The following is a 26635-nucleotide window of genomic DNA, read 5'->3' as shown; positions in this document are numbered from 1 at the left end:
TCGGTGTGAACCGAGCGCTTCGGTGAGGGTGCCGGCCGTAGTGCCCCGTAAAGTGGTGTAGCGCACGGTGGCCAGCACGTCGTAGAACGTGGACGCGGTCACCGTGTGATCCTTCGAGGAATCTCCTACAACCCACTCGAAAGGCATCAACACGATGACCGCTCCTACTATTGTCGACCCTGCCGGCCTGCTCAGCGAAGCTCTCACCGACGCGTCCCCGGATCTGATGCGCAGTCTGTTGCAGACCATGATCAACGCGCTCTTGTCCGCGGACGCGGACGCCGTGGTCGGCGCTGAATGGGGCAAGCCCTCATCCGACCGGATCACGCAGCGCAATGGCTACCGACACCGCGACCTCGACACCCGGGTCGGTACGATCGATGTCGCGATCCCGAAGCTTCGGCAGGGAACCTATTTCCCCGAATGGCTGCTCGAGCGCCGCAAACGCGCCGAGACCGCGCTGATCACCGTCGTCGCCGACTGTTACCTTGCCGGCGTGTCCACACGCCGGATGGACAAGCTCGTCAAGACCCTCGGCATCCATTCCCTGTCGAAGTCGCAGGTGTCCCGGATGGCGGCGGAGCTCGATGCACACGTCGAGCAGTTCCGACACCGACCGCTCGACGACGCCGGTCCGTTTACCTTCGTTGCCGCCGACGCGCTCACCATGAAAGTTCGCGAGGGCGGCCGCGTCATAGGCGCAGTGGTGCTCGTCGCGACCGGCGTCAACGGCGACGGGCGCCGCGAGGTGCTCGGCCTGCGCGTGGCCACCAGCGAGACAGGGGCGGCCTGGAACTCGTTCTTCGCCGACCTCGTCGCCCGCGGTCTCGGAGGCGTCCGCCTCGTCACCAGCGACGCCCACCAAGGACTCGTCGAAGCAATCGCAGCGAACCTGCCCGGTGCTGTTTGGCAGCGCTGTCGCACGCACTACGCGGCGAACCTGATGAGTGTGACACCGAAGGCCATGTGGCCGGCGGTGAAGGCGATGCTGCACTCCGTCTACGACCAGCCCGACGCCGCCGCGGTCCACGCTCAGTTCGACCGGCTCCTGGACTACGTCGACGGGAAACTGCCCGACGCTCACGAGCACCTCGACGCGGCCCGCGCCGATATTCTCGCCTTCGCGCAGTTCCCGGAAGGCCTGTGGCAGCAGATCTGGTCCAACAACCCCAACGAGCGTCTCAATCGGGAAATCCGCCGCCGCACCGACTCCGTCGGGATCTTCCCGAACCGGGACGCGATTATCCGCCTCGTCGGCGCGGTCCTCGCCGAGCAGACCGATGAATGGGCCGAAGGACGCCGCTACCTCGGCCTCGACGTTCTCGCGAAGAGCCGCCTCACCCTCGTCACAGACAACGACGTCGAGGGGGTGATCGATACCGTTCTCGAGCTCAGCGCCTGACTCCATCACCACGAAGGACCAACCGTTACACCACCACCCGGGACTTGACCGGGTATGCCGCCAGACGTGCTCATCCACCCCGATGGTCGTGACCCCCTCGAAGCGGTGAGGATCATCGATCAGCCCCTGCTGCCCCTCAGCAAGGATCGCGGTGTTCGCGGTATGCCACGACACCCCAAGATTCGCGGCAGCACGAGCAATGGTGAGATGGTCGAGCACGAGCGCTTCGAGCGCCCAACGAACCCCGGCGCGGGAGATCTTTGCCCGCACTGGCGCGGCCCGGCTGGTGTCTTCGCGCCACACTTTCCGGCAGTACGCGCAACGGTATCTGCGCACCCTGATCTTCAGCACCGTCGGGCGATGCCCGAATGGTTCATGCGCGAGGTTCCGGATAACCGTGTCACGGGGAGTGCTCGCGGCTCCGCACCTGCGACACCACGGATCGGGTTCGCTCACTCGGCACCAGATGGTCGCCCGGTCTGGCTCCAGGGACTGTCCGATCGCTTCGAGCCCGAGCTCGTCGAGACGGCAAAACGTGGTCAAATCAGGGGCATGGAAGGTAGCGTGGGACACATCGAGGTCTTTCGGATGGGCGGTGTAGGAACTCCCATCATCGAAAGACCTCGCGTAGTGCCCCGTAAAGTGGTGTAGCGCACGGTGGCCAGCACGTCGTAGAACGTGGACGCGGTCACCGTGTGATCCTTCGAGGAATCTCCTACAACCCACTCGAAAGGCATCAACACGATGACCGCTCCTACTATTGTCGACCCTGCCGGCCTGCTCAGCGAAGCTCTCACCGACGCGTCCCCGGATCTGATGCGCAGTCTGTTGCAGACCATGATCAACGCGCTCTTGTCCGCGGACGCGGACGCCGTGGTCGGCGCTGAATGGGGCAAGCCCTCATCCGACCGGATCACGCAGCGCAATGGCTACCGACACCGCGACCTCGACACCCGGGTCGGTACGATCGATGTCGCGATCCCGAAGCTTCGGCAGGGAACCTATTTCCCCGAATGGCTGCTCGAGCGCCGCAAACGCGCCGAGACCGCGCTGATCACCGTCGTCGCCGACTGTTACCTTGCCGGCGTGTCCACACGCCGGATGGACAAGCTCGTCAAGACCCTCGGCATCCATTCCCTGTCGAAGTCGCAGGTGTCCCGGATGGCGGCGGAGCTCGATGCACACGTCGAGCAGTTCCGACACCGACCGCTCGACGACGCCGGTCCGTTTACCTTCGTTGCCGCCGACGCGCTCACCATGAAAGTTCGCGAGGGCGGCCGCGTCATAGGCGCAGTGGTGCTCGTCGCGACCGGCGTCAACGGCGACGGGCGTCGCGAGGTGCTCGGCCTGCGCGTGGCCACCAGCGAGACAGGAGCAGCCTGGAACTCGTTCTTCGCCGACCTCGTCGCCCGCGGTCTCGGAGGCGTCCGCCTCGTCACCAGCGACGCCCACCAAGGACTCGTCGAAGCAATCGCAGCGAACCTGCCCGGTGCTGTTTGGCAGCGCTGTCGCACGCACTACGCAGCGAACCTGATGAGTGTGACACCGAAGGCCATGTGGCCGGCGGTGAAAGCGATGCTGCACTCCGTCTACGACCAGCCCGACGCCGCCGCGGTCCACGCTCAGTTCGACCGGCTCCTGGACTACGTCGACGGGAAACTGCCCGACGCTCACGAGCACCTCGACGCGGCCCGCGCCGATATTCTCGCCTTCGCGCAGTTCCCGGAAGGCCTGTGGCAGCAGATCTGGTCCAACAACCCCAACGAGCGTCTCAATCGGGAAATCCGCCGCCGCACCGACTCCGTCGGGATCTTCCCGAACCGGGACGCGATTATCCGCCTCGTCGGCGCGGTCCTCGCCGAGCAGACCGATGAATGGGCCGAAGGACGCCGCTACCTCGGCCTCGACGTTCTCGCGAAGAGCCGCCTCACCCTCGTCACAGACAACGACGTCGAGGGGGTGATCGATACCGTTCTCGAGCTCAGCGCCTGACTCCATCACCACGAAGGACCAACCGTTACACCACCACCCGGGACTTGACCAGACCTCGATCTATTTCCTCATCGCCACTCCGGGCACCACCTCTACACCCTCAATTACGAAGAGCCCCTTTCTTTTCCTTTCTTTTCCTTTCTTTTCCTTTCCTTTCCTTTCCTTTCCTTTCCTTTCCTCCTTTCCTCCTTCCCTCCCTGCTAGTCCCTCGGTCCCCGTCGAGATACGGATCTCGCAGCTCGAGTCGCGATCCCGCATGCGAGATCCGTATCTCGACGGGGTCGTTGCTGCCCCGCGGGGTCAGCCGAGCTTCGGCTGCGGGCGGATCTGGATCGCTGACTCGGCAACGCGCCCGAAAGTCTCGTCGAGCAACCGCGCGAGCCCTGCGGGAACACGACGTGCAGTGCGCCCGCTGAACCGGAGCATGCTCTGCCCGGCCGCGAGCAGATCCCGAGTCAGATCTTCGTGATACAGGACCCGGATCCGCCAGCCGGCGTCGCGAGCCCCCTGGTGCTTGCGCGCGTCACGCTTCCGCTGCTCACGCGAGAACAGGTGCTGGTCACCGTCGTACTCGAAGAGACTGCGGCTCTTGCGGTCGACGGCGTCGAAGCGTCCGATCCACACTCCGCACTGGTCGTGGATCTCGGCCTGCAGCTCCAGTTCCGGCATTCCGGCGCGGGCTCCCGCTAGCCTCATCAGCGTCTCCATGCGCGATTCGGCTCCCACGCGGGCGAGGGCTGCGGCAGCGCGGAAGCGGATCACCCCTCTCCCGGATGCGGTCTTCGCGAACTCCCGTAGTTCCTCGGGGAGCACGAGCAGGTGCGGATCGTAACGGTGGGGGTCCTTTCGCAGCAGGTGGTCGAGGGCGACCACGAGCTCGCGGAACGGGAGCCTCGTCGCTGCTTGCAACACCGCCTGCAGCGGTGCGGCGACGGGAATCCAGTCCTCTCCCTCGGGCACCAAGCATGGGTATTCCGGAGCATCGATGGTGTGCCGGTGCCCCGCTGCGCCGATGCACTCGACCCGCGCCGATCGAGGAGGCGAGGATACGTCGACCGGCGCTCCACGTGGCACCCAGATCGGGCACCCGAGCAGTGCAAGAGCGGTAGTGTGGCTGAACCGATCACCCGGGCGCAGCCGGGGCAGGTACTCGAGAGCGCGTCCGTAGAGGGTGCCGGCCGTAGTGCCCCGTAAAGTGGTGTAGCGCACGGTGGCCAGCACGTCGTAGAACGTGGACGCGGTCACCGTGTGATCCTTCGAGGAATCTCCTACAACCCACTCGAAAGGCATCAACACGATGACCGCTCCTACTATTGTCGACCCTGCCGGCCTGCTCAGCGAAGCTCTCACCGACGCGTCCCCGGATCTGATGCGCAGTCTGTTGCAGACCATGATCAACGCGCTCTTGTCCGCGGACGCGGACGCCGTGGTCGGCGCTGAATGGGGCAAGCCCTCATCCGACCGGATCACGCAGCGCAATGGCTACCGACACCGCGACCTCGACACCCGGGTCGGTACGATCGATGTCGCGATCCCGAAGCTTCGGCAGGGAACCTATTTCCCCGAATGGCTGCTCGAGCGCCGCAAACGCGCCGAGACCGCGCTGATCACCGTCGTCGCCGACTGTTACCTTGCCGGCGTGTCCACACGCCGGATGGACAAGCTCGTCAAGACCCTCGGCATCCATTCCCTGTCGAAGTCGCAGGTGTCCCGGATGGCGGCGGAGCTCGATGCACACGTCGAGCAGTTCCGACACCGACCGCTCGACGACGCCGGTCCGTTTACCTTCGTTGCCGCCGACGCGCTCACCATGAAAGTTCGCGAGGGCGGCCGCGTCATAGGCGCAGTGGTGCTCGTCGCGACCGGCGTCAACGGCGACGGGCGTCGCGAGGTGCTCGGCCTGCGCGTGGCCACCAGCGAGACAGGAGCAGCCTGGAACTCGTTCTTCGCCGACCTCGTCGCCCGCGGTCTCGGAGGCGTCCGCCTCGTCACCAGCGACGCCCACCAAGGACTCGTCGAAGCAATCGCAGCGAACCTGCCCGGTGCTGTTTGGCAGCGCTGTCGCACGCACTACGCGGCGAACCTGATGAGTGTGACACCGAAGGCCATGTGGCCGGCGGTGAAAGCGATGCTGCACTCCGTCTACGACCAGCCCGACGCCGCCGCGGTCCACGCTCAGTTCGACCGGCTCCTGGACTACGTCGACGGGAAACTGCCCGACGCTCACGAGCACCTCGACGCGGCCCGCGCCGATATTCTCGCCTTCGCGCAGTTCCCGGAAGGCCTGTGGCAGCAGATCTGGTCCAACAACCCCAACGAGCGTCTCAATCGGGAAATCCGCCGCCGCACCGACTCCGTCGGGATCTTCCCGAACCGGGACGCGATTATCCGCCTCGTCGGCGCGGTCCTCGCCGAGCAGACCGATGAATGGGCCGAAGGACGCCGCTACCTCGGCCTCGACGTTCTCGCGAAGAGCCGCCTCACCCTCGTCACAGACAACGACGTCGAGGGGGTGATCGATACCGTTCTCGAGCTCAGCGCCTGACTCCATCACCACGAAGGACCAACCGTTACACCACCACCCGGGACTTGACCGTGCCGGCTGGCGGGGCACAGCTGCGCACCCCGCTGAACGGGCGATGCCAGCGCGGGTGCGCGAGGGCGCCACGGCCCCAGCCCTGCTCCATCGCATCCCTGACGAGGAACGGCCGGTCGGGTAGGGCGAGGCGGGGAAGCTCTAGAAGGGAAGTCATGCTTCATACTCGCGCGCGGGCCGCTGCCCAGAGGGCTTGCTCACAGGCTTTCGCGAGTTCCGAGGGAGACTGTGCGATTTCTGCTGCCTGTGAGCGAAGTAGGGCCGCCGATACTTCGCGAGTTACATGGCCTCGAAAGGCGGAAATCGCAGGGCAACCGTGGGCGCGGCATGCAAGATCCGTATCTCGGTAGCTCGCGGTGGGCTCGCGCGGTTGTTCGACGAGACTTTCGGGGCGATGCCGAGTCTGCGATCCCGATCCCGAGTCCGCGATGCCGATCCGCGATGCCGAGTCCGCGATACCGGGTCCGCGACCCCGAGTCCGCGATCGCGAGCCCGATCCCGATCCGCTGGCCGCATGATGTCCTTGGCGCGCCTGGGCCCTCCAATGGCCCCGTCGAGATACGGATCTCGCATGCTGAGTCGCGAATGGAGCTGCGAAAGTCGTATCTCGGCGGGGTTCATCCGGACATGGGTGCCGTCGGAGCGGGCACTGGGTGGGCGGGCGTCGGGACGGTGCGCATCGGGTGGGCAGGCATCGGGTGGGCGGGCACCGGGTGGGCAGGAATGCGGGACGGCAGGGCGCGACGGGGCACGGGCGGCCGGGAATGCGGAAGGCGGGGTTCGGGATCGCGATCCCGAACCCCGCCTTCCGCGGGAAGAAGCCTAGAAGCGCCAGACAGCGGCTTCGAAGCCGGCCGGGGGCGAGGGCGTCCAGTGCTCGTTCTTGCCGACAAGGCCCGATCCGCCGGGGTTGTTCGACTCGATGATGGTGAAGGTGCCGTCGTCGTGCACCTCGGTGATGAGCACCGTGTGCACGCCGGTGACCCACGAGGTGGGGGAGTCGATGTACTCGTACTGGATGATGTCGCCGGGAGCAGCCGTGGCCAGTGTCATACGGGTCGCGTTGTCGTAGTTCGAGACGGGGTTACCGCCCCCGCCCCAGTTGCCGCCGCCCGCGCGGATCCAGCGCTGAGCCGACATAATGCACTCGCCGGGCGCGCTCCAACCGGTGGGGCGGCTCGTGCCGACCTCGCTCTCGGCAAGCTCGATCGTGGCGGCCACGTCGAAGTTGTGGGGGACGGTCGCGACCTCGTCGATGGCGAGAACCGCGTCGATCGATGCGCCGGCGATGGCGTCCTCGCCCGTGGTGTCGAGCGTCTGCGAGAGCTGAGTGGCCGGCTGCACCGCAGCGACCGAGAAGTCTTCGACAGGAGCACTCGCGACAGCTGGGGCGGCGCCGAAGGCGAACGTGACGGATGAGACCAGGCCGACTACGAATGCCTTGGCGGATACTCTCACGCGATACTCCTGGGTTGTCCAACAAAAAGCGCCCGGCATTGGCCCGAGCGCCTCATCTAGTATGCGTTACCAATCCGTTACTTTCAAGTGCATGTCTGAGAATGTTTTCAGTTTCGCGTTTCAGGCCCGGTTTTCGATGCACGGGATGAACCCGCTAGACTGGGAACGTTGGCCTTTCGAGACCAGCGAGGAGGATTCGCCTAGCGGCCTATGGCGCACGCCTGGAACGCGTGTTGGGTTAACGCCCTCGGGGGTTCAAATCCCCCATCCTCCGCCAAAGCCCCCATTGCTCCGCGATGGGGGTTTTCGCGTCGTCACGGGGGATTTCCTGAGAACCCCTGAACTGGCGCCGAGGGCGGCACCAGCGGCGTGGCCGCGCAACGCTGGCGCGTTGCTTTGAGCGGCAGGCCGGGGTTCAAATCCCCCATCCTCCGCCAAAGCCCCCATTGCTCCGCGATGGGGGTTTTCGCGTTCCCGAGCCCCCTCGAGGCCCGCCCGTCGCCTCGCGTAGGTTGGAGATGTCGCTGCAACACGCAGCTGAAGCAAGAAGTCAACGACGACAAGAGGACTCAATGACTCTCACCACACAAATCGCGGCCTGGTGGCGCGAGCACCGGGCGTTCACCCTGGCGAGCATCACCGCGCTGTTCATCCTGCTGTTCACGGTCGGGGGCGCGGTGGGCGCCGCCAACGCGCTCATGCAGACGAAGAGCGATGTGAAGGGCAAGACCTTCACCATCGCGACCGACACCACCTGGGCGCCCTTCGAGTTCCAGCGCGACGGCGAGCTCAGAGGCATCGATATCGACCTCATCAACGCCATCGCCGAGGATCAGGGCTTCGACGTCGAGATCGACGTGCTCGGCTTCGACGGGGCGCTCGCGGCGGTGCAATCGGGTCAGGCCGATGCCGTCATGGCGGGCATGTCCATCACCGACGAGCGGAAGGAGACCTTCGACTTCTCCAACCCGTACTTCGACTCCGGAATCCAGATGGCCGTCGCCCAGAACGACGACTCGATCAAGGGCTACGAGGACCTCGAGGGTCAGACGGTGTCGGCGAAGACCGGCACCGAGGGGTTCGCGTTCGCCGAGGCGCTCGGCGATGAGCACGGCTTCACCGTCACGGGCTTCCAGGACGCCGCGGACGCGTACGGCGACGTGACCGCCGGCAACTCGGCCGCCGTCTTCGACGACTACCCGATCCTCGCCTACGGAATCGTCACGGGCAACGTTCCCCTCAAAACGGTCACCGAGCAGGAGAAGGCCTCCAGCTATGGCATGGGGGTGAAGAAGGGCGAGAACGCCGAACTGCGGGAGGCGTTCAATGAGGGCCTGAAGAACCTCATCGACGACGGAACGTACCAGGCGATCCTCGACGACTACCTCGGCGAGGACGCGCCCGATGCGGCGACGATCGGCGGCGGCAAGGCCGCGCTCGGCAACGAGAAGATCGACCCCGGCGAGCCGGGCGATCTGCCGAAGCACCCGGGTTTCGCGACCGATACCCCGAAGACCAACGGTGAGTTCGTCATCGCGACCGACACGACCTTCGCGCCATTCATCTACCAGCTCGACGGCAAGAACGTCGGCATCGACATGGATCTGCTGCAGGCGATCGCCGCGAACCAGGGTTTCGAGGTCGAGGTGAAGACGCTCGGCTTCGACGCGGCGCTGCAGGCCGTGCAGGCGGGCCAGGCCGACGGCGTGATCGCCGGCATGAGCATCACCGATGAGCGCAAGCAGGTATTCGACTTCTCCGACTCCTACTACGAGTCGGGTGTGCAGATGGCGGTAGCCGATAACAGCGACATCACCTCGTACGAGGATCTCGAGGGCCAGACGGTCGCGGTGAAGACCGGCACCGTCGGCTACGACTTCGCGCGGGAGCTCAGCGAGAAGGTGGGCTTCGAGGTCAATGCCTTCCAGGATTCGGCCGACATGTACAACGATGTCGCGACCGGCAACTCGGCCGCGACGTTCGAGGACGCCCCCGTGCTGCAGTTCGGCATCGCATCGGGCAACGTGCCGCTGAAGATCGTCACCGATCCCGAGCCGGGCGCCGACTACGGCTTCGCGGTGCTCAAGAGCCAGAACGCCGAGCTGCTGCAGATGTTCAACGACGGCCTGCAGAACGCGAAGGACACGGGCGTCTACCAGATGATCATCGACCGCTACCTCGCGATCGACGAGGCGGAGGGCGGCGGCAGCTCCTTCTGGAGCCTGATCGGCGCCTCGATGCCCACGCTGCTGCACGGCCTGCTGCTCACGCTGCTCGCGACGGCGCTCGCAATCTTCTTTGCGATGATCCTCGGCATCGTCTTCGGCATTCTCAAGCTCTCGAGAAACGTCGTGCTCAGACAGCTCGCCTCCGCCTACGTCAATATCTTCCGAGGCACACCGGTGCTGGTGCAGGCGTTCTTCTTCTACTTCGGTGTTCCGGCCGTGACCGGCCAACCGCTCGACGCGCTCACCGCCGGCGTGATCACGCTCTCGCTCAACGCCGGTGCCTATATCACCGAGGTCGTGCGAGGCGGCGTGCAGTCGGTCGATCCGGGCCAGATGGAGGCCGCGCGCTCGCTCGGCATGGGATGGGGCGCTTCGATGCGCCGCGTCGTGATGCCGCAGGCGTTCAAGATCATGACGCCCAACCTCATCAACCAGTTCATCATCACGCTGAAGGACACGTCGCTGCTCTCGGTGCTCGGCTTCGCGGAGCTCACCTACCAGGGCCGCATCGTGATCGCCTCGACCTTCCGCTCCTTCGAGATCTGGATCGTGGTCGGCGCCATGTACTTCATCGTGATCTGGCTGCTCACGGTGCTGTCCAACTGGTTCGACCGGAAGTTCAATAAGTAGGGATGATCATGACGAACAACGAACCCAGGTACACGCGTCCGGTCGCCACGGTCGACAACCCGATCGAGGTGCGGGATCTCCACAAGTCTTTCGGCAAGAACGACGTGCTGACCGGCATCGATCTCTCCATCGCGAACGGCGAGGTCGTCGCCGTGATCGGCCCCTCGGGGTCGGGCAAGTCGACGCTGCTGCGCTGCCTCAATCGCCTCGAGGAGGTCACGAGCGGCGAGGTGCTGATCGTCGGCGAGAACATCGCGACGGCGACGGGGAAGGATCTCGACACCGTGCGCCAGCGGGTCGGCATGGTGTTCCAGCACTTCAACCTGTTCCCGCACATGACGGCGCTCGAGAACGTGATGCTGGCGCCGACGGAGCTGCGGAAGCAGAGCAAGGCCGAGGCCCGCGCCCGCGCGCGCGAACTGCTCGAGCGCGTCGGCCTCGGCGATAAGGCCGACGCCCGCCCGGCCTCGCTCTCGGGCGGTCAGAAGCAGCGCGTCGCGATCGCTCGCGCGCTCGCCATGAGCCCGGAGATCATGCTCTTCGACGAGGCGACGAGCGCTCTCGATCCTGAGATGGTGGGCGAGGTACTGCAGGTGATCCGGGATCTCGCCGCCTCCGGTATGACGATGGTGCTCGTGACCCATGAGATGGGCTTCGCCCGCGAGGTCGCCGATCGCGTCGTGTTCATGGCCGACGGCAAGGTCGTCGAGAGCGGCGCGCCGGCCGATATCTTCGACCACCCTCGCGAGGAGCGCACGCAGGACTTCCTCTCGAAGGTCCTGTGATCGGGGGATGGGCGATCCCGATCTCCTGTTGAGGAACCGGGATCGCCCCGCCCCGCCGTCCCGCCCCTCGGCAGGCGCAGGGGGCGCAGGATCCGCGGCCCCGACCTCGAAGCTGAACCGCGGATCACGACCCTGCGGTGCGCATACACCGCAGGGTCGTGCCGGAGCGGCGGGCTCACCCGCGGCTCCGGCACACGCACCGGGTATCCCCGGTGCAGTCTTCGCATCTCCCGGTCAGAGGGACTTCAGGATCTGCTCGGCGGCTGCGAGGCCGCTCGAGTGCGCGGCGCCGACACTGCTCTTGATCGCTCCGCACCAGAAGACCGTATCGTTGATCGGCCGGTACAGAACCTCCTCGTTGCGCGGACCGGTCGCGTAGGCGCCGTACGCGAACTCATCCTCGCGCCAGTGGTAGTTGGAGGCGTTCACGTAGTCGATGCCCTCGTCGCCCACGATCTTGCGCACGCCGGCGAGCGCTGCATCGAACCGCTCCTGCTCGGGCAGTGCCAGCAGCTCGCGCGCACGGTCCCCGGTGTCCCAGGCGACGATCACGTGGCCGGGGTGCGCCTCCTGTTCTCTTCTGGTCGGGGCCGGGGTCGGTATTCGGGTATCGGGGTATGTCTCCCCGAGGACTGCGGCGAGCGGATCCCGCCCGCTCTCGCCTACTTCACGTCGCCCGCCGCGGCGGCCTTCTGCGAGAAGTAGACGGGGATGAGCGACAGCAGGATCATCACGGTGGCGACCACGTTGACCTGGTTCACCTCGTTCGGTCGCGCCATCTGGTTCATGATCCACAGCGGCAGGGTCTCGACTCCGGGCGGCGCTGTGAAGATGGTCACCACGATCTCATCGAACGAGAGCGCGAAGGCGAGCAGGCCGCCGGCGATGAATGCGCTGCGGAACTGCGGGAAGGTGACGAGCCGGAACGTCTGGCCGATCCCGGCTCCGAGATCCATCGAGGCTTCTTCGAGATTGGGGTTCATGCGGCGCAGCCGCGCGATGACGTTGTTGAAGACCATCACCACGCAGAATGTGGCGTGCGCGATGATCATTCCCCAGTAGCCGACGTTGATCCCCATCGGCTTGAGCACCTGGTGGAAGGTGTTCGACAGTGCCACACCGGTGACGATGCCGGGCAGGGTGATCGGCAGCACGATGAGCAGGTTGACGGTGTTCTGGCCGAAGAACTTGAAGCGCTGCAGTGCGAAGGCGGCGAGGGTGCCGAGCACGAGCGCGAATGCCGTGGCGACGCCGGCGACGATCACCGAGTTGAGCAGCGCGGCGTGCACGGCCGGGTTGCCGAGCGCCTTCCCCCACCACTCGAGCGAGAAACCGGGGATGGGCCAGCCGGCGACCCTGCCCGAGTTGAACGAGTTCATGACGATCACGAACAGCGGGATGTACATGAAGCCCATGATGATGAGCGTGATGACGGCCAGCGCGATCTTGGTGGCCCGGTTCAGGCGAAGCATGTCGGTCTCCTTCGGCCTACAGGTTGTTGAGCGCGCCCGTGCGGCGCACGGCGGCGAGGTAGATGACCACCAGCACGATCGGCACGACCGAGAAGGCTGCGGCCAGCGGCGGGTTGAGGTTGATGTTCTGCGCGATGATGCTGCCGATCATCTGCGTGGACCCGCCGACGTACATGGCCGCGATGTAGTCGCCGAGGCTCAGTGAGAAGGTGAAGATCGAGCCCGCGATGAGGGAGGGCAGCAGCAGCGGGGCTACGACGGTGCGGATCGTGCGGAAGCCGCTGGCACCGAGGTCCGACGAGGCGTCGAAGAGGTTGGCGGGGATCTGCGATACGGCTGCGTAAACCGGGATCGCCATGTACGGGAACCACAGATAGACGAGGGTGAGGATCACGGTCAGCTGGCCGAGGCCCGGCCCCTCGACGCCGAGCGGCGAGAGCGACCAGTTGAAGAAGCCGTTGTCGGTCCAGACGAGACGCATCGCGATGATCTTCACGAGGTAGCCGGCCCAGAGGGGCAGCGTCACGAGCACGGCGAGCACGGCGCGCAGCTTCGGCCCCGCGATCTTCGCCATGAACACGGCGAGCGGCACCGAGAACACCGCGCAGATCGCGGTCACGGCGAGGGCGATACCGAGTGTGCGCAGCGCGGTGTCGCGGAAAGCGGCGACGCTCACGATCTGCTGGAAGTTCTCGAGCGTGAAGCCCGGCTTGACCCGGGAGGTGAAGGGATCCGTCGTCCAGAACGCCGTGATCAGCAGCAGCGCGAGCGAGAGGATGTAGACGCCGACGAGCCAGGTCATCGGCAGGGTCAGCAGGGAGGCCAGGCGGCCTCTCGGGTGCCGGTAGAGCGCGGTCGAGAGCGGCTTCGGGCGGCGCTCGAGAACATTCTGGGAGGTCATCGGGGGTCCTCGCTCACGTGGGGCTGCGGGTGGTGGGATGCGGGGGGATCGGGGCGGATCCCGGCGCTGCGCCAGGATCCGCCCCGCGGGTCAGGGCCTGCTCAGCCCTTCACCGTCGCCCAGGCGCTGGTCCAGTCCTGGTAGTTGGTGCACTGCACATCGGTGCGACCGTCGAGGCACTGATCGATGGGGGTGGTCCAGAACCACACCTTCTTGTAGTACTCCTCGTCGGTGGCGTTGTAGTAGTCGCAGTGCTCCTTGGCCTCGTCGCTCGTCTCGCAGAACGCCGCGTTCGCGGGGGCCATGCCGAAGTTCATCGCGATCTGGCCGTTCACCTCGGGCGAGCTCGTGTAGTCCATCCAGGCGTACGCGCAGTTGGGGTGCTTGGCGTCGGCGGCGAGCATCCAGGCGTCCGACCAACCGGTCGAGCCCTCCTGGGGCAGCACGCTCTTGAACTTCTCGTCCTGCGTCGCCTTGCGCAGCACCTCCCACGAGGTGCCGATGACGGAGTTGCCGCCGGTGAACGAGGTGACGTTCGTCGCGGGCGACCAGTACTCCGAGACCATCTTGTTCTGCTGCTTGAGCAGGTCGACGGCGGCCGCGAGCTGCTCCTCGTCGAGCGCGTAGGGGTTCTCGATCCCGAGATCCGGCTGCGTCTCCATGAGGTAGATGGCTGCGTCGGCGATGTAGATGGGGCTGTCGTAGGCGGCGATCTTGCCGGCGTAGGGGCTGTCCTCCTCCCACACCACATCCCAGCTCGTGGGCTCCTCGGTCACGATCTCGCTGTTGTACTCGAGGATGTTCGCGCCGCGCCCGATCGGGATGCCGTAGACGTTGCCGTTGAGCGTGTCGTAGAGCTGGCCCTTCATGCCTTCGACGATGTCGTCGCCGAAGGTCGGGATCAGCTCGGTGTTGAGGGGCTGCACGTTGCCATCGACGATGAGGCGAAGGCTCGCATCGCCCGATGCGGAGACGAGGTCGTACTCCCCGGTGCGCATGAGCTGCACGGCCTCGTCGCTGGTCGCGAAGATCTTGCGGTTGACCGTGCAGCCGGTCTCGGCCGTGAACTGATCCGCCCATGCCGGCTCGACGAAGCCGGACCAGGCGAGGATGTTCACCTCGTTCTCGGTGTCGCCGAGCTCCTCCATCATGGGGACGTCGGGAACGTCGATCTGCAGGCCGCCGGCCTCTTCGCCTCCGCCTCCCGTGCCGCCGTCGCTGGCGCAGCCCGAGAGCGCGAGGCCGACCGCGGCTGCGAGGGCCGCGGGGATGAGCAGTTTCTTGTTCATCGTTACTCCTTTGTAGTGCGGGTTCTTGGTGGTGGATGGGGCGGATCAGACCCGAGCGGGTTCGCCGGGAACCGCCACGGCGTGATCGCGCTCGAATTGGAGGCTGACGCTGTCGCCGCGCCGCACGCTCGGGTCGGTGCGCGGGGTCTGGTTGTTCTGCTTCTCCGCGATGAAGCGCATGCCGCTCTCCGTTTCGACGAGATAGCGGGTGTGGGCGCCGGCGTAGACGGTCTCGAGCACTCGACCCGGCAGCGAGACCGTGCCGGCCGCGGCGGGGGCGGTCGGATCGGCGAGCTGCACCCGCTCGGGACGCACGCTGTGGGGCGACGAGTCGCCCAGGATCGCGAGGGCGGTGTCGCCGGCGAGCAGGTTGGTGATGCCGAGGAACCGGGCCACGAACTCGGTCTGCGGAAACTCGTAGACCTCGCGGGGGCTGCCGACCTGCTCGATCTTGCCGTCGTTGAACACGGCGACCCGGTCGGAGAGGGTGAGCGCCTCCTCCTGGTCGTGGGTGACGAAGACGAAGGTGATCCCCACGTCGCGCTGGATCTGCTTGAGCTCGAACTGCATCTGCTCGCGAAGCTGCTTGTCGAGTGCGCCGAGCGGCTCGTCGAGCAGCAGCACCTTGGGGCGGAGGATCAGCGCGCGCGCCAGGGCGATGCGTTGGCGCTGGCCTCCCGAGAGCTGCGAGGGGCGACGCTCGGCCACGTGCGAGAGTTGCACCTGCTCGAGGGCTTCTCCGACGAGGCGTGCTCGCTCGCCCTTGGATACGCCGCGCACCTTCAGGCCGTACGCGACGTTCTCGGCGATGCTGAGGTGCGGGAACAGGGCGTAGTCCTGGAATACCGTGTTGACCTCGCGGTCGAAGGGAGCCGAGGCTGTGACGTCGTTGCCGTGAAGCAGGATCCTGCCCGAGGTCGGCTCCTCGAACCCCGCGATCATGCGCAGCACCGTCGTCTTGCCGGATCCCGACGGGCCGAGCATCGAGAAGAACTCGCCGGCGCGGATGTCGATATTGAGGTCCTTGACCGCGACGAGGTCGCCGAACTGCTTGTGCACGCCCTGAACTGAGACGGCGATCTCACCGGGCTGAGGGGGTTCCGGCGTGGCCGGGGCGGCTGTGTTCGCCGCCCCTGCGGATCCTTCAGGAGATGTGGTGTGGCGCATGGTGCGGATGCTCCTCAACGTCGTTGTCGAAACTGGGGGGTTCTCAGGAACCGATAGTTGAAACATAACATATGGGTTTATAGGTTTAAAAGCTCTCGGGAGATACGAATGTCACGTTTCGGTCACGTTGCGATCCGCCTGGCCCGCCTAGCGGCAGGCCCGCGGCGGGGTGAGAGGACGTTACGGGATCGCCGCGCCTCAGCGAATCCTCACTCGTGGCGTGGGAAACTCTTCACGGATCCGCAGGAAGATCGGAGGTGTCGGTGACCGGTTCACTCACGCAGTCGCCCCCGAGTCGCCTCCGGACGGCGGCCTTCGCCCCGATCGGCGAGGAGGGCCGCACCGAGCAGGTCGTATCGCGCATCGTGCAGGCGATCTCGGTCGGCGCCTTCACCGAGGGCGAGCGGCTGCCCAGCGAGACGGAGCTCTCCGGTCTGCTCGGTGTGGCCGTGGTGACCGTGCGCGAAGCGCTGGGAGCGCTGCGTCATCGCGGTCTCATCGAGACTCGACGCGGTCGGCACGGCGGCAGCTTCGTGCGCTCGAGCCATGGCTCGGTCGAGGAGGTGAACGCGAGAACGCTCGCCGCGATGCCCCGTGTCGCGCTCGCCGACCTCGGGGTGCACTACGAGGTGATCGTGAGTGCCTGCGCCGACTACGCCTGCCTCCGCGCCACCCCCGACGAACTCGACGTGGCGCGGGGCATTCTCGACGCCGCCCGCGACCTGCCCCCGCAGCTCTGGCGCCGCCGCATCACGGAGGTGCAGCTCGAGCTCGCCGCGCTCAGTCAGTCGGTGCGGCTCACGACCGAGCACGTGCGAGTGCAGACCGAGTTCACGCCGCTGCTCGCGCTGCAGGATCACGACGACTCGGCGCGCCTGACGACGCATGACGCGCTCGTCGCCCAGATCGACGCGACCAGGGTTGGCGACTCCTCGAGGACCCGTGAGGTCGTGCGCGAGAGCGTGCGCGGCTCGGTGCGCTGGCTGGTCGCATTCCGCGCCGACCTCCTCGCCAGTCCGCACGAAGAAGCGTTTCGTGCCACACTTGAGTCACGACGGGCGGACGACCGCTCCGGATAACGGCCTCGAGAGGGAGGGACTGAGTGGGCACGGCAGCGGATCGGGCGCTCGAGAGCGGGATCGAAGCGGTCGACGAGTTCTTCGACGGCGTTTTCGCGCCGCTCGACGCCTGGCTGCCCCGGTTGAGCGCGCAGCTGCACGAGCACCTGCGGGGCGGCCCGATGACCGGTGCGCAGCTCGCGGCGCTCGTCGAGGCGGACGCGCACGCGATCCTCGATCACTCCGGACGCCCGCTCTACGGCGCGGGCTACTGCGCGAGCGAGGCGGTCGTCTCGGAGGGCAACCCGCTGGCCTGGTGGCAGGGGCCCGAACGCAGCCTGCTCGCATCGTCCACGTTCGGGCCTGGTCAGGCGGCCATCGATCTTGTGCGCCTCGAGTGGTATCGGGTGCCGCAGGCGACGGGCGAACGCCACGTGGCCGGGCCCTTCGTCGATTACCTCTGCTCGAATGAGATCACGGTGACGTCGTCGATCCCGGTGATGCTCGACGGCCGGTTCTCGGGGGTGGTCTGCGCCGACGTGCTCGTCTCCTCGCTCGAGGGTGCGCTGCTGCCCAGCGTCGGGGAGCTTCCCGAGGCCACTCTCGTGAATGCGAGCGGCCGAGTGGTGGTGTCGAGCGATCCCGAGTATGAGACGGGCGACCGCTTCGCGGGCGGCGAGGTGGATGCGCTCGAGGGCTCGGTGCGGGTGGCCCGGTCGAGCCGATACCCCTTCGCGCTCGTCGTGCCGCGGTAGGCGTTCTTCCACCTCCTTTCTCCTTCTCCTTCCTTCCCTCCTGTCGCCGACGCGCAGAACTCCGGTGATCCGCCGGAGGCCGATAGAAACCCGTCGATATTGCCCGGTGACACGCGAATTGCCGGAGTTCCGCGCTACCGCAGACTTCGCTCACAGGGGCCGTGAATCCGAAACCGTGACTGATCTATCCCCAGTTCGTGTGATCGGCCCGATCCGGCCTCCTTCTGGCGACCACTATGGACGCATGTCGATCGAACATGAACTGCGCAGGGCTGGCGGGGTCCTGCCCTCCTCCGAGCTGCTCGCACGCGGATTCTCCAGGTACGACGTGTCCAGGGCGATCGCCGAGGGGGCAGTGATGCGGCCGAGAAACGGTTGGTTGGCGGTGAGGAATGCGGATCCCCAGCTGGTCTACGCCGCGCGTCATCGAGTGGTGCTCAGCTGTATCACCCAGGCCGCCCGGCTGGGGCTGTGGGTCCTGCGGCATGCGGAACCCCACGTCGCCGCCCATCTGACTTCGAAGAAAGCTGCGGCTCCCGGTGCTGTGGTGCATTGGAGGCGGCCGCTGGTCCTGCGTCCGCCTGCCATGCTCGCCGACCATCTGGAGAACGTGCTCGATTGCGTGGCGTCCTGTCAGCCTCGTGACGCGGCCCTCGCGATCTGGGATTCTGCCCTCCGGAAGAAGCTGATCGATTACCCGTCCCTAGAAACGCTGCCGTTCCGAGGCGTTGCACGGGCGCTGCTGCGGGAGTGCACGCCGCTCGCAGACTCGGGCACCGAGACGCTGTTCCGCACCAGACTGGGGTGGTTGCGCATCCCGATCCGTCCTCAGGCCTGGGTGCTCGGGCATCGCGTCGACTTCCTGATCGGCGATCGCCTGATCGTGCAGATCGACGGGGTACAACACGGAGAGGAGCAGCAGAGCCAGATCGACAAACGACATGACGCGGCTCTCGGGGAACGCGGGTACTACGTGATCAGGGTGACCTACGCGCAGGTGGTGCATCACTGGCACGAGGTCGAGGAGCTGGTTCTCAAGGCCATCGCGCGCGGCAAACATCTTCCAGCGCGCCGTTGATGCAGAATGACGGTGATCCGAGTGGGGACGGAGGAGAATGCGTGAAAGCCGCCGGTTTTGTGCGGATCGCCGGGGTTTTGAGGAGCAGCAGGCTAGAGCAGGTGCCCGCCGCCCGCGACCTTCATGCGGTTGACGAGGTTCTTGACGTCCTGCGCGCGGCTCTTGGTGGTGACGAGCAGCACATCGGCCGTGTCGACCACCACCACGTCCTCCACGCCCACGAGCGCCACGAGCCGCTCGCTCTCGGAGACGACGATGCCGCTCGACGCGTCCGAGAGTACCTGCGCCCCGTCGCCGAGCACCGCGAGGTCGCTGCCGCGGCCGCGGGTCAGCAGGTTCGCCACCGATGCGAAGTCGCCGACGTCATCCCAGTCGAAGTGGGCTGCGACGCACACCATCTTGCCCGCGGCGGCGGCGGGTTCTGCCACGGTGTAGTCGATCGCGATCTTCGGCAGTGCCGGCCAGAGGCGCTCGCGCACCTCGGCGCCCCGGTCCGTATCCCAGTTCGCGGCGATCTCGCGGAGCGAGCTCACGAGGTCGGGATCCGAGAGCGCCATCTGATCGAGCAGCACCGAGGCGCGTGCGATGAACATGCCCGCGTTCCAGAGGTATCCGCCGTGCGCCAGGTACTGCTCGGCCTGCTCGGAATCGGGCTTCTCGACGAACTCGGACACGTCGTAGACGTCGAACGCAGCCAGGTCGCCCCGGGCGTCGCCGCACGAGATGTAGCCGAACCCGGAGGCCGGGTGGGAGGGATGGATGCCGATCGTGGCGATGTAGCCGCGGTCGGCCGCCTGAACCGCCGTGGTGACGGCGCGCTGGAAGAGCACATCGCCTCGGATCACGTGGTCGGCTGCGAAGGATCCGAGGATGGCGTCGGGATCGCGCAGTTCGAGCAGCGCCGCGGCGAGTCCGATGGCCGCTGAAGAGTCCTTCGGCTCGCTCTCGGTGATGAGGTTCTGCGGCAAGAGCTCTGGGAGCTGCTGCTGCACCGACTCCCGATGCGAGACTCCCGTGACGACCATGAGGCGATCCGCGGGTGCGAGAGGCGCCAGGCGATCCCAGGTGGCGCGCAGCAGGGAGTCGCCCGAGCCGGTGAGATCGAGCAGGAACTTGGGTGCGTTCGACCGGGAGAGCGGCCAGAGCCGGGATCCGACGCCTCCGGCCGGGATCACGCAGGTGAGGCGCTCGATAGCGGGGCGCGGCGCATTCGCGTCAGACATGACTACAAGACTAGGCCAGTAGGCTCGAAGAATCGGTTCGGAGATCACCGAATCATCAGATGAATCCGCGTATCCGGGCCGCTTTCGTCGTGCAGGGCCGTCGGCGAAAAGGTGCCATAATGGGTGCGCAGCGGATTCTCAGTTTGAGGCGCCCTCGGGTGCGCTCGCCGGGGCCGCACCGTCAGCCGTCGAGCAGTGCTCGTCGAAGCAGGACCAAGGAGGAAGCCCGTGTCAGCCCAAACGGCAGAGGCCGCACCCGCGGCGAAGAAGAAGAGTCGCCCGGGTGGCACTCTCTACCGCGGCAACGAGGGCATGTGGTCGTGGGTGCTGCACCGTATCACGGGCGTCGCCATCTTCTTCTTCCTGCTCGTGCACGTGCTCGACACCGCGCTCGTGCGTGTGAGCCCCGAGGCTTACAACGCCGTCATGAGCGTCTACAAGACTCCCATCATGGGTCTCGGCGAGGCCGCCCTCGTCGCCGCGATCGTGTTCCACGCCTACAACGGCATCCGCATCATCCTGGTCGACTACTGGCGCAAGGGTGCGCAGTACCAGCGCACGATGTTCTGGATCGTGGTGGCCGCTTGGGTCATCACGATGGCCGGCTTCCTGCCGCGTCACCTGATGAACGTGTTCGGGCACTAGGCGAGGAGAGACAGACATGACGATGACCATCGAATCCCCGCGCTCGCAGGCCCCCGCCAAGAAGCGCACCAATTGGGAGAAGTGGGGCTGGATCTACATGCGCGTCTCGGGCGTTCTGCTCGTGGTGCTCGTGTTCGGACACCTCTTCTCCAACCTGATCGCGACGCCCGGCGGCGTCCACGCGATCGACTTCGGCTTCGTGGGCGGCAAGCTCGCCAATCCGTTCTGGCAGGTGTGGGACGTGCTGCTGCTGTGGCTCGCCCTCATTCACGGCGCCAACGGCATGCGCACCATCGTGAACGACTACGTCGTCCGCCCGGGTCTCGCGAAGACCTTCAAGGTGCTGCTGTTCCTGTCGGCCGCGCTGCTGATCCTGCTCGGCACTTTCGTGGTGTTCACGCTCGATCCCTGCCCCGCGGGTGCCGATCCGTCGCTCGTCGCATCGTTCTGCACCGCGTCGTAGCGGCGCCGGCAGCTCAGGCTTACAGACTCGAAGAATAGGATTCACGTGACCACAGACATCCATCAGGGCGAGGAAGTCACCGTCAAGGACGGTGTCACTTACCATCAGTTCGACGTCGTCATCGTCGGAGCGGGCGGGGCGGGCATGCGCGCCGCGATCGAGGCCGGCCCCAAGGCGAAGACCGCGGTCATCACCAAGCTGTACCCGACGCGCTCGCACACGGGAGCGGCGCAGGGCGGCATGGCGGCGGCCCTCGCGAACGTCGAGGACGACAACTGGGAGTGGCACACCTTCGACACGGTCAAGGGCGGCGACTACCTCGTCGATCAGGACGCGGCTGAGATCCTCGCGAAGGAGGCCATCGACGCGGTCATCGACCTCGAGAACATGGGTCTGCCCTTCAACCGCACGCCCGAGGGCAAGATCGACCAGCGGCGCTTCGGCGGCCACACGCGCGACCACGGCAAGGCGCCCGTGCGTCGCGCCTGCTACGCAGCCGACCGCACCGGCCACATGATCCTGCAGACGCTGTTCCAGAACTGCGTGAAGCTGGGCGTCAACTTCTACAACGAGTTCTACGTGCTCGATCTGGTGATGACCGGCGAGGGCAAGAACCGCCGCCCGGCCGGCGTCGTGGCCTACGAACTCGCCACCGGCGAGCTGCACGTCTTCCAGGCCAAGTCGATCGTGTTCGCCACGGGCGGTTTCGGCAAGATCTTCAAGACCACCTCGAACGCCCACACGCTCACGGGCGACGGCGTCGGCATCATCTGGCGCAAGGGCCTGCCCCTCGAGGACATGGAGTTCTACCAGTTCCACCCGACGGGGCTCGCGGGACTCGGCATCCTCCTCACCGAGGGCGCCCGAGGCGAGGGCGCGATCCTGCGCAACGCGAGCGGCGAGCGCTTCATGGAGCGCTATGCGCCGACCATCAAGGACCTGGCGCCGCGCGACATCGTCGCCCGCTGCATGGTGCAGGAGGTGCTCGACGGCCGCGGCGCCGGCCCGCACAAGGACTACGTCTACCTCGACTGCACCCACCTGGGCGCCGAGGTGCTCGAGACGAAGCTGCCCGACATCACGGAGTTCGCCCGCACCTATCTCGGTGTGGATCCCGTGACCGAGCCCGTGCCGGTGTTCCCCACGGCGCACTACGCCATGGGCGGCATTCCGACGAACAACGCCGCCGAGGTGCTCATGGACAACGAGACCGTGGTCCCCGGCCTCTACGCCGCGGGCGAGTGCGCCTGCGTCTCCGTGCACGGCGCAAATCGTCTCGGTACCAACTCGCTGCTCGACATCAACGTGTTCGGCAAGCGATCCGGCAACAACGCCGCCGACTACGCGCAGACCGCGAGCTTCGTCGACCTCCCCGCCGACCCGGCGAAAGAGATCCGCGAGCTGGTCGAGCGCTTCCGCACGGGCTCCGGCACCGAGCGCGTTGCAGACATCCGGCGCGAGCTGCAGGAGGCGATGGACCGCGGCGCCCAGGTGTTCCGCACCGAGGAATCGCTGACCGAGGTGCTCGGCGTGATCCACGATCTGCGCGTGCGCTACATGAACGTCGGAGTGCAGGATCGCGGCAAGCGGTACAACACGGATCTGCTCGAGGCGATCGAGCTGGGCTTCCTGCTCGACCTCGCAGAGGTGCTCGCCTACACGGCGCGCAACCGCAAGGAGAGCCGTGGCGGGCACATGCGCGACGACTACCCGAACCGCGACGACGAGAACTACATGAAGCACACCATGGCGTACCTCTCGGGTGATCCCCACTCCGCCGACCCCGAGGACCACATCCGGCTCGACTGGAAGCCGGTGGTGTTCACCAAGAACGAGCAGGGCGAGTTCAACTACCCGCCGATGGAGAGGAAGTACTAGGCCATGAGCACAGCTACTGCCGAGGCTACGTCCGTCGAGTCCTCCGGGGCCGCCGGCGGCGCACCCGATGCGCCCCAGTCGTTCACCGTCACCCTGCTGGTGCGCCGCTACAACCCCGAGTCGGGTCGCGATGCGTACTGGGAGGATTTCGATGTCGAGATGTACCCGACCGACCGCATCCTCGACGCGCTGCACCGCATCAAGTGGGATCAGGACGGCAGCCTCGCCTTCCGCCGATCCTGCGCGCACGGCATCTGCGGTTCCGACGCGATGCGCATCAACGGCAAGAACCGGCTCGCCTGCAAGACCCTCATCAAGGATCTCGACATCACGAAGCCGATCTACGTCGAGGCGATCAAGGGCCTGCCCCTCGAGAAGGACCTGATCGTCGACATGGAGCCGTTCTTCGCTGCGTACCGCGCGGTCAACCCGTTCCTCATGGCCGACTCGGCACCGCCGGCCCCCGGCCAGGAGCGCCTGCAGACGATCGAGGATCGCGAGCGTTTCGACGACACCACGAAGTGCATCCTGTGCGCGGCATGCACCACGAGCTGCCCGGTGTTCTGGACCGACGGCCAGTACTTCGGTCCGGCCGCGATCGTCAACGCGCACCGCTTCATCTTCGATTCGCGCGATGACAACGCTCAGGTGCGCCTCGACGTGCTGAACGACACCGAGGGCGTGTGGCGCTGCCGCACCACCTTCAACTGCACCGACGCGTGCCCTCGCGGCATCCAGGTCACCAAGGCAATCGCCGAGGTGAAGGCCGCGATCCGCACCGGCAAGACGAAGTAGCCCGAGCTCGGCGCCGGGTGACTCCGCTCGACGACATGACGACGCCCCGCGATCCTCGCCCCTCCTCGGAGGGGCGGGATCGCGGGGCGTTTCGCGTCTCCGCGGCCGGTCGCGAACTCGTGCAGCAGGGGCAGGGCGTCTGGTCGCGGGTCAGGGATTCGCGTCCGCTCCGATCGTTCTTCCACTTCACCGATGTCGGCGGGTCGGTGCTCGCGGCCGGCATGAGCTATCAGGCAGTGTTCGCCGTGTTCGCGGCGCTGTGGATCGGCTTCAGCGTGTTCGGGATCGTGCTGCGCGGGCGGCCCGAGCTGCTCGACTCGCTGATCGAGCAGCTCAACCTGCTCGTGCCCGGACTGGTCGGCACGGGCGACGGCGGTGCGGTGTCGCTGACGACGCTGCTGCAGGGCCGCACGCTCGACTGGAGCAGCGCCGTCGCGGGCGTCGCCCTCGTCTACGTCGCGGTCACATGGTTCACGGGCACGCGTCGCGCGATCCGCATCATCTTCGGCCTGGAGGTGCGGCAGTACCGCAATGTGCTGCTGCTGAAGCTTCGCGATCTGGTGCTCGCGGTGGCCTTCATGCTGGCGATCATGGTGTCGGCGGCACTGACGGTGTTCAGTTCGAACCTCACGACCCTGCTGCTGTCTTGGATCGGCGGGGATCCGGACGGCTGGCTCATGAGCGGTCTCGGCACGATCGCGCGTTACGGCGCGATGTACGTGTTCGACACGCTCGTGCTCGTCGCGATCTTCAAGTTCCTCGCCGAGGTCCACGTGCCGCGGTGGAGTCTGGTGCGCGGTTGCGCGCTCGGCGGATTGGCGCTGTTCGGGATCAAGGTGCTGGGCGCCTCGCTGCTGGGCGGGGCCTCGAACAATCCGCTGCTCGCCTCGTTCGCCGTGCTGGTGGGCCTGCTGATCTGGTTCAACGTGATCTGCCGCACGCTGCTGCTGACGGGCTGCTGGATCGCGGTCGGGCAAGACGCGGATCTGGGGCGGCCCGACCCCGAGCGATCACGCCTCCTCGACGTGTTCTGAGGCGCGCCGTCGCCCCGAGCTCAGTCCGGAGACGCTCATCGACCGAGAATGTCGGTGGCTCCGCCTAGGCTGTTGTCATGGAGCAGCTCAGGGATCCCGAACCTTTCGACGTCGTCGACTTGATCACCCGCAAGCGATTCGCGGGGGTGCTCACCCGAGCCGAGATCGACTGGCTGGTCGACGCGTTCACCCGAGGTGCTGTGGCACCCGAGCAGATGAGTGCGCTGCTCATGGCGGTCGTGATCCAGGGAATGGGGCGCGACGAGATCCGTGATCTGACCGCTGCGATGATCGCGAGCGGCGAGCGCATGAGTTTCTCGGGGCTGGGGCGCCCCGCGATCGATAAGCACTCGACGGGCGGTGTGGGCGACAAGATCACGCTGCCGCTGGTGCCGCTCATGGCCTCGCTGGGGGTCGCGGTGCCGCAGCTGTCAGGGCGCGGGCTGGGGCACACGGGCGGCACCCTCGACAAGCTCGAGTCGATTCCGGGTTGGCGGGCCGCGCTGTCCAACGATGAGATGGAACGCATGCTGCGCGACGTGGGCGGTGTGATCTGCGCTGCGGGGTCGGGTCTCGCGCCGGCGGATCGTGCGATGTACGCGCTGCGCGATGTGACGGGCACTGTCGCCTCGGTCCCGCTGATCGCCTCCTCGATCATGAGCAAGAAGATCGCCGAGGGCGCCGACGGGCTGGTGCTCGACGTGAAGTTCGGTTCGGGCGCGTTCCTGCCGTCGGTCGACGATGCGCGGGATCTCGCGGAGACGATGACCAGGCTGGGCGCCGATTCGGGCCTGCGCACGGTGGCGCTCATCACCGACATGGACGCACCGCTCGGACGGGCGGTCGGAAACGCGAACGAGGTGCGCGAGGCGGTCGAGGTGCTGTCGGGCGGCGGGCCGGCCGATGTGGTGGAGCTGACGCTGGCGCTGGCGCGGGAGATGCTGGAGCTCGCCGGGCGCGGAGATGCGGACCCCGAGGCGGCTCTCGCCGACGGTCGGGCGATGGACGCGTGGCGGAGACTCATCGCGGGGCAGGGCGGTGACCCCGATGCGCCGTTGCCCGTCGCGCACGAGACGGAGACCGTGCGGGCGGTGTCCGAGGGGATCGTGCAGCGCGTCGACGCCCGCGCCGTGGGCGTCGGAGTGTGGCGCCTCGGCGCAGGCCGCGCGCGGCCGGGTGATCCGGTGGACCATGCGGCCGGGGTCGAGGTGCTCGTGAGGCCGGGCGATCGGGTGCGGGCCGGCGACCCGCTGTTCGAGGTCTCGTGCGATTCTCCGGGGCGGATGGCGCGAGGCATCGAGTCGCTCGCTTCTGCGGTGGAGATCGGAGAGGGGGTTCCGGATCCGCGTCCCCTCGTCGTGGAGCGCGTGATCGCTGACTGAGGCCTATCGTTCCCTGAGCCTGTCGAAGGGGACTGAGACGGCGTCGCGCACCCTTCGGCGAGCTCGAGGAGTCCCGCGAATGAGGCTCGACCGGCACGCGGGATCGGCGTAGCGTGTCGGTATGTGTCGCAGCATTCATACCCTTCATAACTTCGAGCCCGCAGCAACGAGCGATGAGGTCCACGCCGCCGCGCTTCAGTACGTGCGGAAGATCGCGGGAACCACGAGGCCCTCGAAGGCGAACGCGCCCGCCTTCGAGCGTGCGGTGGCCGAGATCGCCCACGCCACGCAGCACCTGCTCGACGAGCTGGTCGCCACGACGCCGCCCAAGAGCCGAGAGGTCGAGGCCGAGAAGAAGCGGGCGCGCGCCATCTCGTCCGGCCGCTACGACCGCTGACGCTCAG

Annotated in this window: 25 protein-coding genes, 1 tRNA gene and 1 pseudogene; 16 read left to right on the top strand and 11 right to left on the bottom strand. The window is 66.7% G+C overall.

Features of this window, described 5'->3' with window-relative positions:
• The first annotated feature begins 154 nt into the window (after positions 1-154).
• Entirely contained in the window at positions 155-1402 is a 1248-nt protein-coding gene (locus KVY00_RS07830; RefSeq protein WP_223042444.1) for an IS256 family transposase, read from the top strand.
• A gap of 48 nt (positions 1403-1450) precedes the next feature.
• Here KVY00_RS07830 and KVY00_RS07825 read toward each other — a convergent pair.
• A pseudogene (locus tag KVY00_RS07825) lies at positions 1451-1975 on the bottom strand (transposase family protein); the annotation flags it as partial.
• A 171-nt stretch (positions 1976-2146) separates the two neighbouring features.
• On the opposite strand from KVY00_RS07825, the gene KVY00_RS07820 reads away from it, so the two are divergent.
• On the top strand, positions 2147-3394 hold the full coding sequence (locus KVY00_RS07820; RefSeq protein WP_223042444.1) for an IS256 family transposase: 1248 nt from the start codon (positions 2147-2149) through the stop codon (positions 3392-3394).
• 60 nt (positions 3395-3454) lie between these two features.
• Here KVY00_RS07820 and KVY00_RS07815 read toward each other — a convergent pair whose 3' ends face one another.
• Both KVY00_RS07815 and KVY00_RS07810 read right to left on the bottom strand, forming a co-directional pair.
• A complete protein-coding gene (locus tag KVY00_RS07815; protein WP_223045107.1) occupies positions 3455-3652 on the bottom strand; it encodes a hypothetical protein in 198 nt (65 codons plus the stop codon).
• Positions 3653-3694: 42 nt separating this feature from the next.
• Positions 3695-4639 carry a hypothetical protein gene (locus KVY00_RS07810; RefSeq protein WP_223045106.1) on the bottom strand — a complete coding sequence of 315 codons (945 nt, stop codon included), beginning with the start codon at positions 4637-4639 and terminating at the stop codon, positions 3695-3697.
• 52 nt (positions 4640-4691) lie between these two features.
• On the opposite strand from KVY00_RS07810, the gene KVY00_RS07805 reads away from it, so the two are divergent.
• Positions 4692-5939 carry an IS256 family transposase gene (locus KVY00_RS07805; RefSeq protein WP_223042444.1) on the top strand — a complete coding sequence of 416 codons (1248 nt, stop codon included), beginning with the start codon at positions 4692-4694 and terminating at the stop codon, positions 5937-5939.
• A gap of 25 nt (positions 5940-5964) precedes the next feature.
• Here KVY00_RS07805 and KVY00_RS07800 read toward each other — a convergent pair whose 3' ends face one another.
• Both KVY00_RS07800 and KVY00_RS07795 read right to left on the bottom strand, forming a co-directional pair.
• Complete coding sequence (locus tag KVY00_RS07800; protein WP_223045105.1) at positions 5965-6147, bottom strand: hypothetical protein; 183 nt, start codon at positions 6145-6147, stop codon at positions 5965-5967.
• A 665-nt stretch (positions 6148-6812) separates the two neighbouring features.
• The gene (locus KVY00_RS07795) at positions 6813-7448 is read right to left on the bottom strand and encodes a CHAP domain-containing protein (protein ID WP_223045104.1); all 636 of its coding nucleotides are present in this window, start codon (positions 7446-7448) and stop codon (positions 6813-6815) included.
• 189 nt (positions 7449-7637) lie between these two features.
• Between KVY00_RS07795 and KVY00_RS07790 the strand changes: the two genes are divergently transcribed.
• From KVY00_RS07790 to KVY00_RS07780, 3 genes are all read left to right on the top strand, one after another.
• Positions 7638-7725, top strand: a tRNA-Ser gene (locus KVY00_RS07790).
• Between the two features lie 295 nt (positions 7726-8020).
• Complete coding sequence (locus tag KVY00_RS07785; protein ID WP_223045103.1) at positions 8021-10306, top strand: ABC transporter substrate-binding protein/permease; 2286 nt, start codon at positions 8021-8023, stop codon at positions 10304-10306.
• 8 nt (positions 10307-10314) lie between these two features.
• Positions 10315-11091: an amino acid ABC transporter ATP-binding protein gene (locus KVY00_RS07780; protein ID WP_223045102.1), complete on the top strand. Its 777-nt coding sequence runs from the start codon at positions 10315-10317 to the stop codon at positions 11089-11091.
• Between the two features lie 234 nt (positions 11092-11325).
• Here the strand turns inward: KVY00_RS07780 and KVY00_RS07775 are convergent, their stop codons facing one another.
• From KVY00_RS07775 to KVY00_RS07755, 5 genes are all read right to left on the bottom strand, one after another.
• Positions 11326-11694: an FAD-dependent oxidoreductase gene (locus KVY00_RS07775; RefSeq protein WP_255572851.1), complete on the bottom strand. Its 369-nt coding sequence runs from the start codon at positions 11692-11694 to the stop codon at positions 11326-11328.
• 59 nt (positions 11695-11753) lie between these two features.
• Positions 11754-12563, bottom strand: a complete 810-nt coding sequence (locus KVY00_RS07770) for an ABC transporter permease (RefSeq protein ID WP_223045100.1) — start codon at positions 12561-12563, stop codon at positions 11754-11756.
• Positions 12564-12579: 16 nt separating this feature from the next.
• A complete protein-coding gene (locus KVY00_RS07765) occupies positions 12580-13464 on the bottom strand; it encodes an ABC transporter permease (protein WP_223045099.1) in 885 nt (294 codons plus the stop codon).
• A 101-nt stretch (positions 13465-13565) separates the two neighbouring features.
• Positions 13566-14753, bottom strand: coding sequence for an extracellular solute-binding protein (locus tag KVY00_RS07760; RefSeq protein WP_223045098.1), 1188 nt, complete (start codon positions 14751-14753; stop codon positions 13566-13568).
• Between the two features lie 45 nt (positions 14754-14798).
• Complete coding sequence (locus KVY00_RS07755; RefSeq protein ID WP_255572830.1) at positions 14799-15812, bottom strand: ABC transporter ATP-binding protein; 1014 nt, start codon at positions 15810-15812, stop codon at positions 14799-14801.
• Positions 15813-16183: 371 nt separating this feature from the next.
• Here KVY00_RS07755 and KVY00_RS07750 point away from each other — a divergent pair, with 371 nt between their 5' ends.
• From KVY00_RS07750 to KVY00_RS07740, 3 genes are all read left to right on the top strand, one after another.
• Complete coding sequence (locus KVY00_RS07750) at positions 16184-16999, top strand: FadR/GntR family transcriptional regulator (protein ID WP_223045097.1); 816 nt, start codon at positions 16184-16186, stop codon at positions 16997-16999.
• 23 nt (positions 17000-17022) lie between these two features.
• Positions 17023-17733 carry a cache domain-containing protein gene (locus KVY00_RS07745; RefSeq protein ID WP_223045096.1) on the top strand — a complete coding sequence of 237 codons (711 nt, stop codon included), beginning with the start codon at positions 17023-17025 and terminating at the stop codon, positions 17731-17733.
• A gap of 244 nt (positions 17734-17977) precedes the next feature.
• Positions 17978-18811 (top strand): endonuclease domain-containing protein, encoded by an 834-nt coding sequence (locus tag KVY00_RS07740; protein ID WP_223045095.1) that lies wholly within the window; start codon positions 17978-17980, stop codon positions 18809-18811.
• A gap of 92 nt (positions 18812-18903) precedes the next feature.
• Here KVY00_RS07740 and KVY00_RS07735 read toward each other — a convergent pair whose 3' ends face one another.
• Positions 18904-20034: a mannose-1-phosphate guanylyltransferase gene (locus KVY00_RS07735; protein ID WP_223045094.1), complete on the bottom strand. Its 1131-nt coding sequence runs from the start codon at positions 20032-20034 to the stop codon at positions 18904-18906.
• 228 nt (positions 20035-20262) lie between these two features.
• On the opposite strand from KVY00_RS07735, the gene sdhC reads away from it, so the two are divergent.
• From sdhC to KVY00_RS07700, 7 genes are all read left to right on the top strand, one after another.
• The gene (sdhC, locus tag KVY00_RS07730; RefSeq protein ID WP_223045093.1) at positions 20263-20679 is read left to right on the top strand and encodes a succinate dehydrogenase, cytochrome b556 subunit; all 417 of its coding nucleotides are present in this window, start codon (positions 20263-20265) and stop codon (positions 20677-20679) included.
• 16 nt (positions 20680-20695) lie between these two features.
• A complete protein-coding gene (locus tag KVY00_RS07725) occupies positions 20696-21142 on the top strand; it encodes a succinate dehydrogenase hydrophobic membrane anchor subunit (protein WP_223045092.1) in 447 nt (148 codons plus the stop codon).
• Positions 21143-21187: 45 nt separating this feature from the next.
• Positions 21188-23020, top strand: a complete 1833-nt coding sequence (gene sdhA / locus KVY00_RS07720) for a succinate dehydrogenase flavoprotein subunit (RefSeq protein WP_223045091.1) — start codon at positions 21188-21190, stop codon at positions 23018-23020.
• Between the two features lie 3 nt (positions 23021-23023).
• A complete protein-coding gene (locus KVY00_RS07715; RefSeq protein WP_223045090.1) occupies positions 23024-23815 on the top strand; it encodes a succinate dehydrogenase iron-sulfur subunit in 792 nt (263 codons plus the stop codon).
• Between the two features lie 35 nt (positions 23816-23850).
• Entirely contained in the window at positions 23851-24849 is a 999-nt protein-coding gene (locus KVY00_RS07710; protein ID WP_255572829.1) for a YihY/virulence factor BrkB family protein, read from the top strand.
• Between the two features lie 77 nt (positions 24850-24926).
• On the top strand, positions 24927-26231 hold the full coding sequence (locus KVY00_RS07705) for a thymidine phosphorylase (protein WP_223045088.1): 1305 nt from the start codon (positions 24927-24929) through the stop codon (positions 26229-26231).
• Between the two features lie 121 nt (positions 26232-26352).
• Positions 26353-26628 (top strand): DUF2277 domain-containing protein, encoded by a 276-nt coding sequence (locus KVY00_RS07700; protein WP_223045087.1) that lies wholly within the window; start codon positions 26353-26355, stop codon positions 26626-26628.
• Positions 26629-26635: the final 7 nt, after the last annotated feature.

Source organism: Leucobacter tenebrionis (assembly GCF_019884725.1).
Taxonomy (GTDB): Bacteria; Actinomycetota; Actinomycetes; order Actinomycetales; family Microbacteriaceae; genus Leucobacter; species Leucobacter tenebrionis.
Note: the sequence above shows the minus strand (reverse complement) of the source record. Positions and strands in the feature narration are given on the sequence as shown.

Bases quoted from the DNA above. Each gene is read 5' to 3' on its own strand.
- KVY00_RS07830 (WP_223042444.1), top strand. From the start codon at position 155: ATGACCGCTCCTACTATTGTCGACCCTGCCGGCCTGCTCAGCGAAGCT.
- KVY00_RS07820 (WP_223042444.1), top strand. From the start codon at position 2,147: ATGACCGCTCCTACTATTGTCGACCCTGCCGGCCTGCTCAGCGAAGCT.
- KVY00_RS07815 (WP_223045107.1), bottom strand. From the start codon at position 3,652: ATGCGGGATCGCGACTCGAGCTGCGAGATCCGTATCTCGACGGGGACC.
- KVY00_RS07805 (WP_223042444.1), top strand. From the start codon at position 4,692: ATGACCGCTCCTACTATTGTCGACCCTGCCGGCCTGCTCAGCGAAGCT.
- KVY00_RS07800 (WP_223045105.1), bottom strand. From the start codon at position 6,147: ATGACTTCCCTTCTAGAGCTTCCCCGCCTCGCCCTACCCGACCGGCCG.
- KVY00_RS07785 (WP_223045103.1), top strand. From the start codon at position 8,021: ATGACTCTCACCACACAAATCGCGGCCTGGTGGCGCGAGCACCGGGCG.
- KVY00_RS07780 (WP_223045102.1), top strand. From the start codon at position 10,315: ATGACGAACAACGAACCCAGGTACACGCGTCCGGTCGCCACGGTCGAC.
- KVY00_RS07770 (WP_223045100.1), bottom strand. From the start codon at position 12,563: ATGCTTCGCCTGAACCGGGCCACCAAGATCGCGCTGGCCGTCATCACG.
- KVY00_RS07765 (WP_223045099.1), bottom strand. From the start codon at position 13,464: ATGACCTCCCAGAATGTTCTCGAGCGCCGCCCGAAGCCGCTCTCGACC.
- KVY00_RS07760 (WP_223045098.1), bottom strand. From the start codon at position 14,753: ATGAACAAGAAACTGCTCATCCCCGCGGCCCTCGCAGCCGCGGTCGGC.
- KVY00_RS07740 (WP_223045095.1), top strand. From the start codon at position 17,978: ATGTCGATCGAACATGAACTGCGCAGGGCTGGCGGGGTCCTGCCCTCC.
- KVY00_RS07735 (WP_223045094.1), bottom strand. From the start codon at position 20,034: ATGTCTGACGCGAATGCGCCGCGCCCCGCTATCGAGCGCCTCACCTGC.
- KVY00_RS07725 (WP_223045092.1), top strand. From the start codon at position 20,696: ATGACGATGACCATCGAATCCCCGCGCTCGCAGGCCCCCGCCAAGAAG.
- KVY00_RS07715 (WP_223045090.1), top strand. From the start codon at position 23,024: ATGAGCACAGCTACTGCCGAGGCTACGTCCGTCGAGTCCTCCGGGGCC.
- KVY00_RS07710 (WP_255572829.1), top strand. From the start codon at position 23,851: ATGACGACGCCCCGCGATCCTCGCCCCTCCTCGGAGGGGCGGGATCGC.
- KVY00_RS07705 (WP_223045088.1), top strand. From the start codon at position 24,927: ATGGAGCAGCTCAGGGATCCCGAACCTTTCGACGTCGTCGACTTGATC.
- KVY00_RS07700 (WP_223045087.1), top strand. From the start codon at position 26,353: ATGTGTCGCAGCATTCATACCCTTCATAACTTCGAGCCCGCAGCAACG.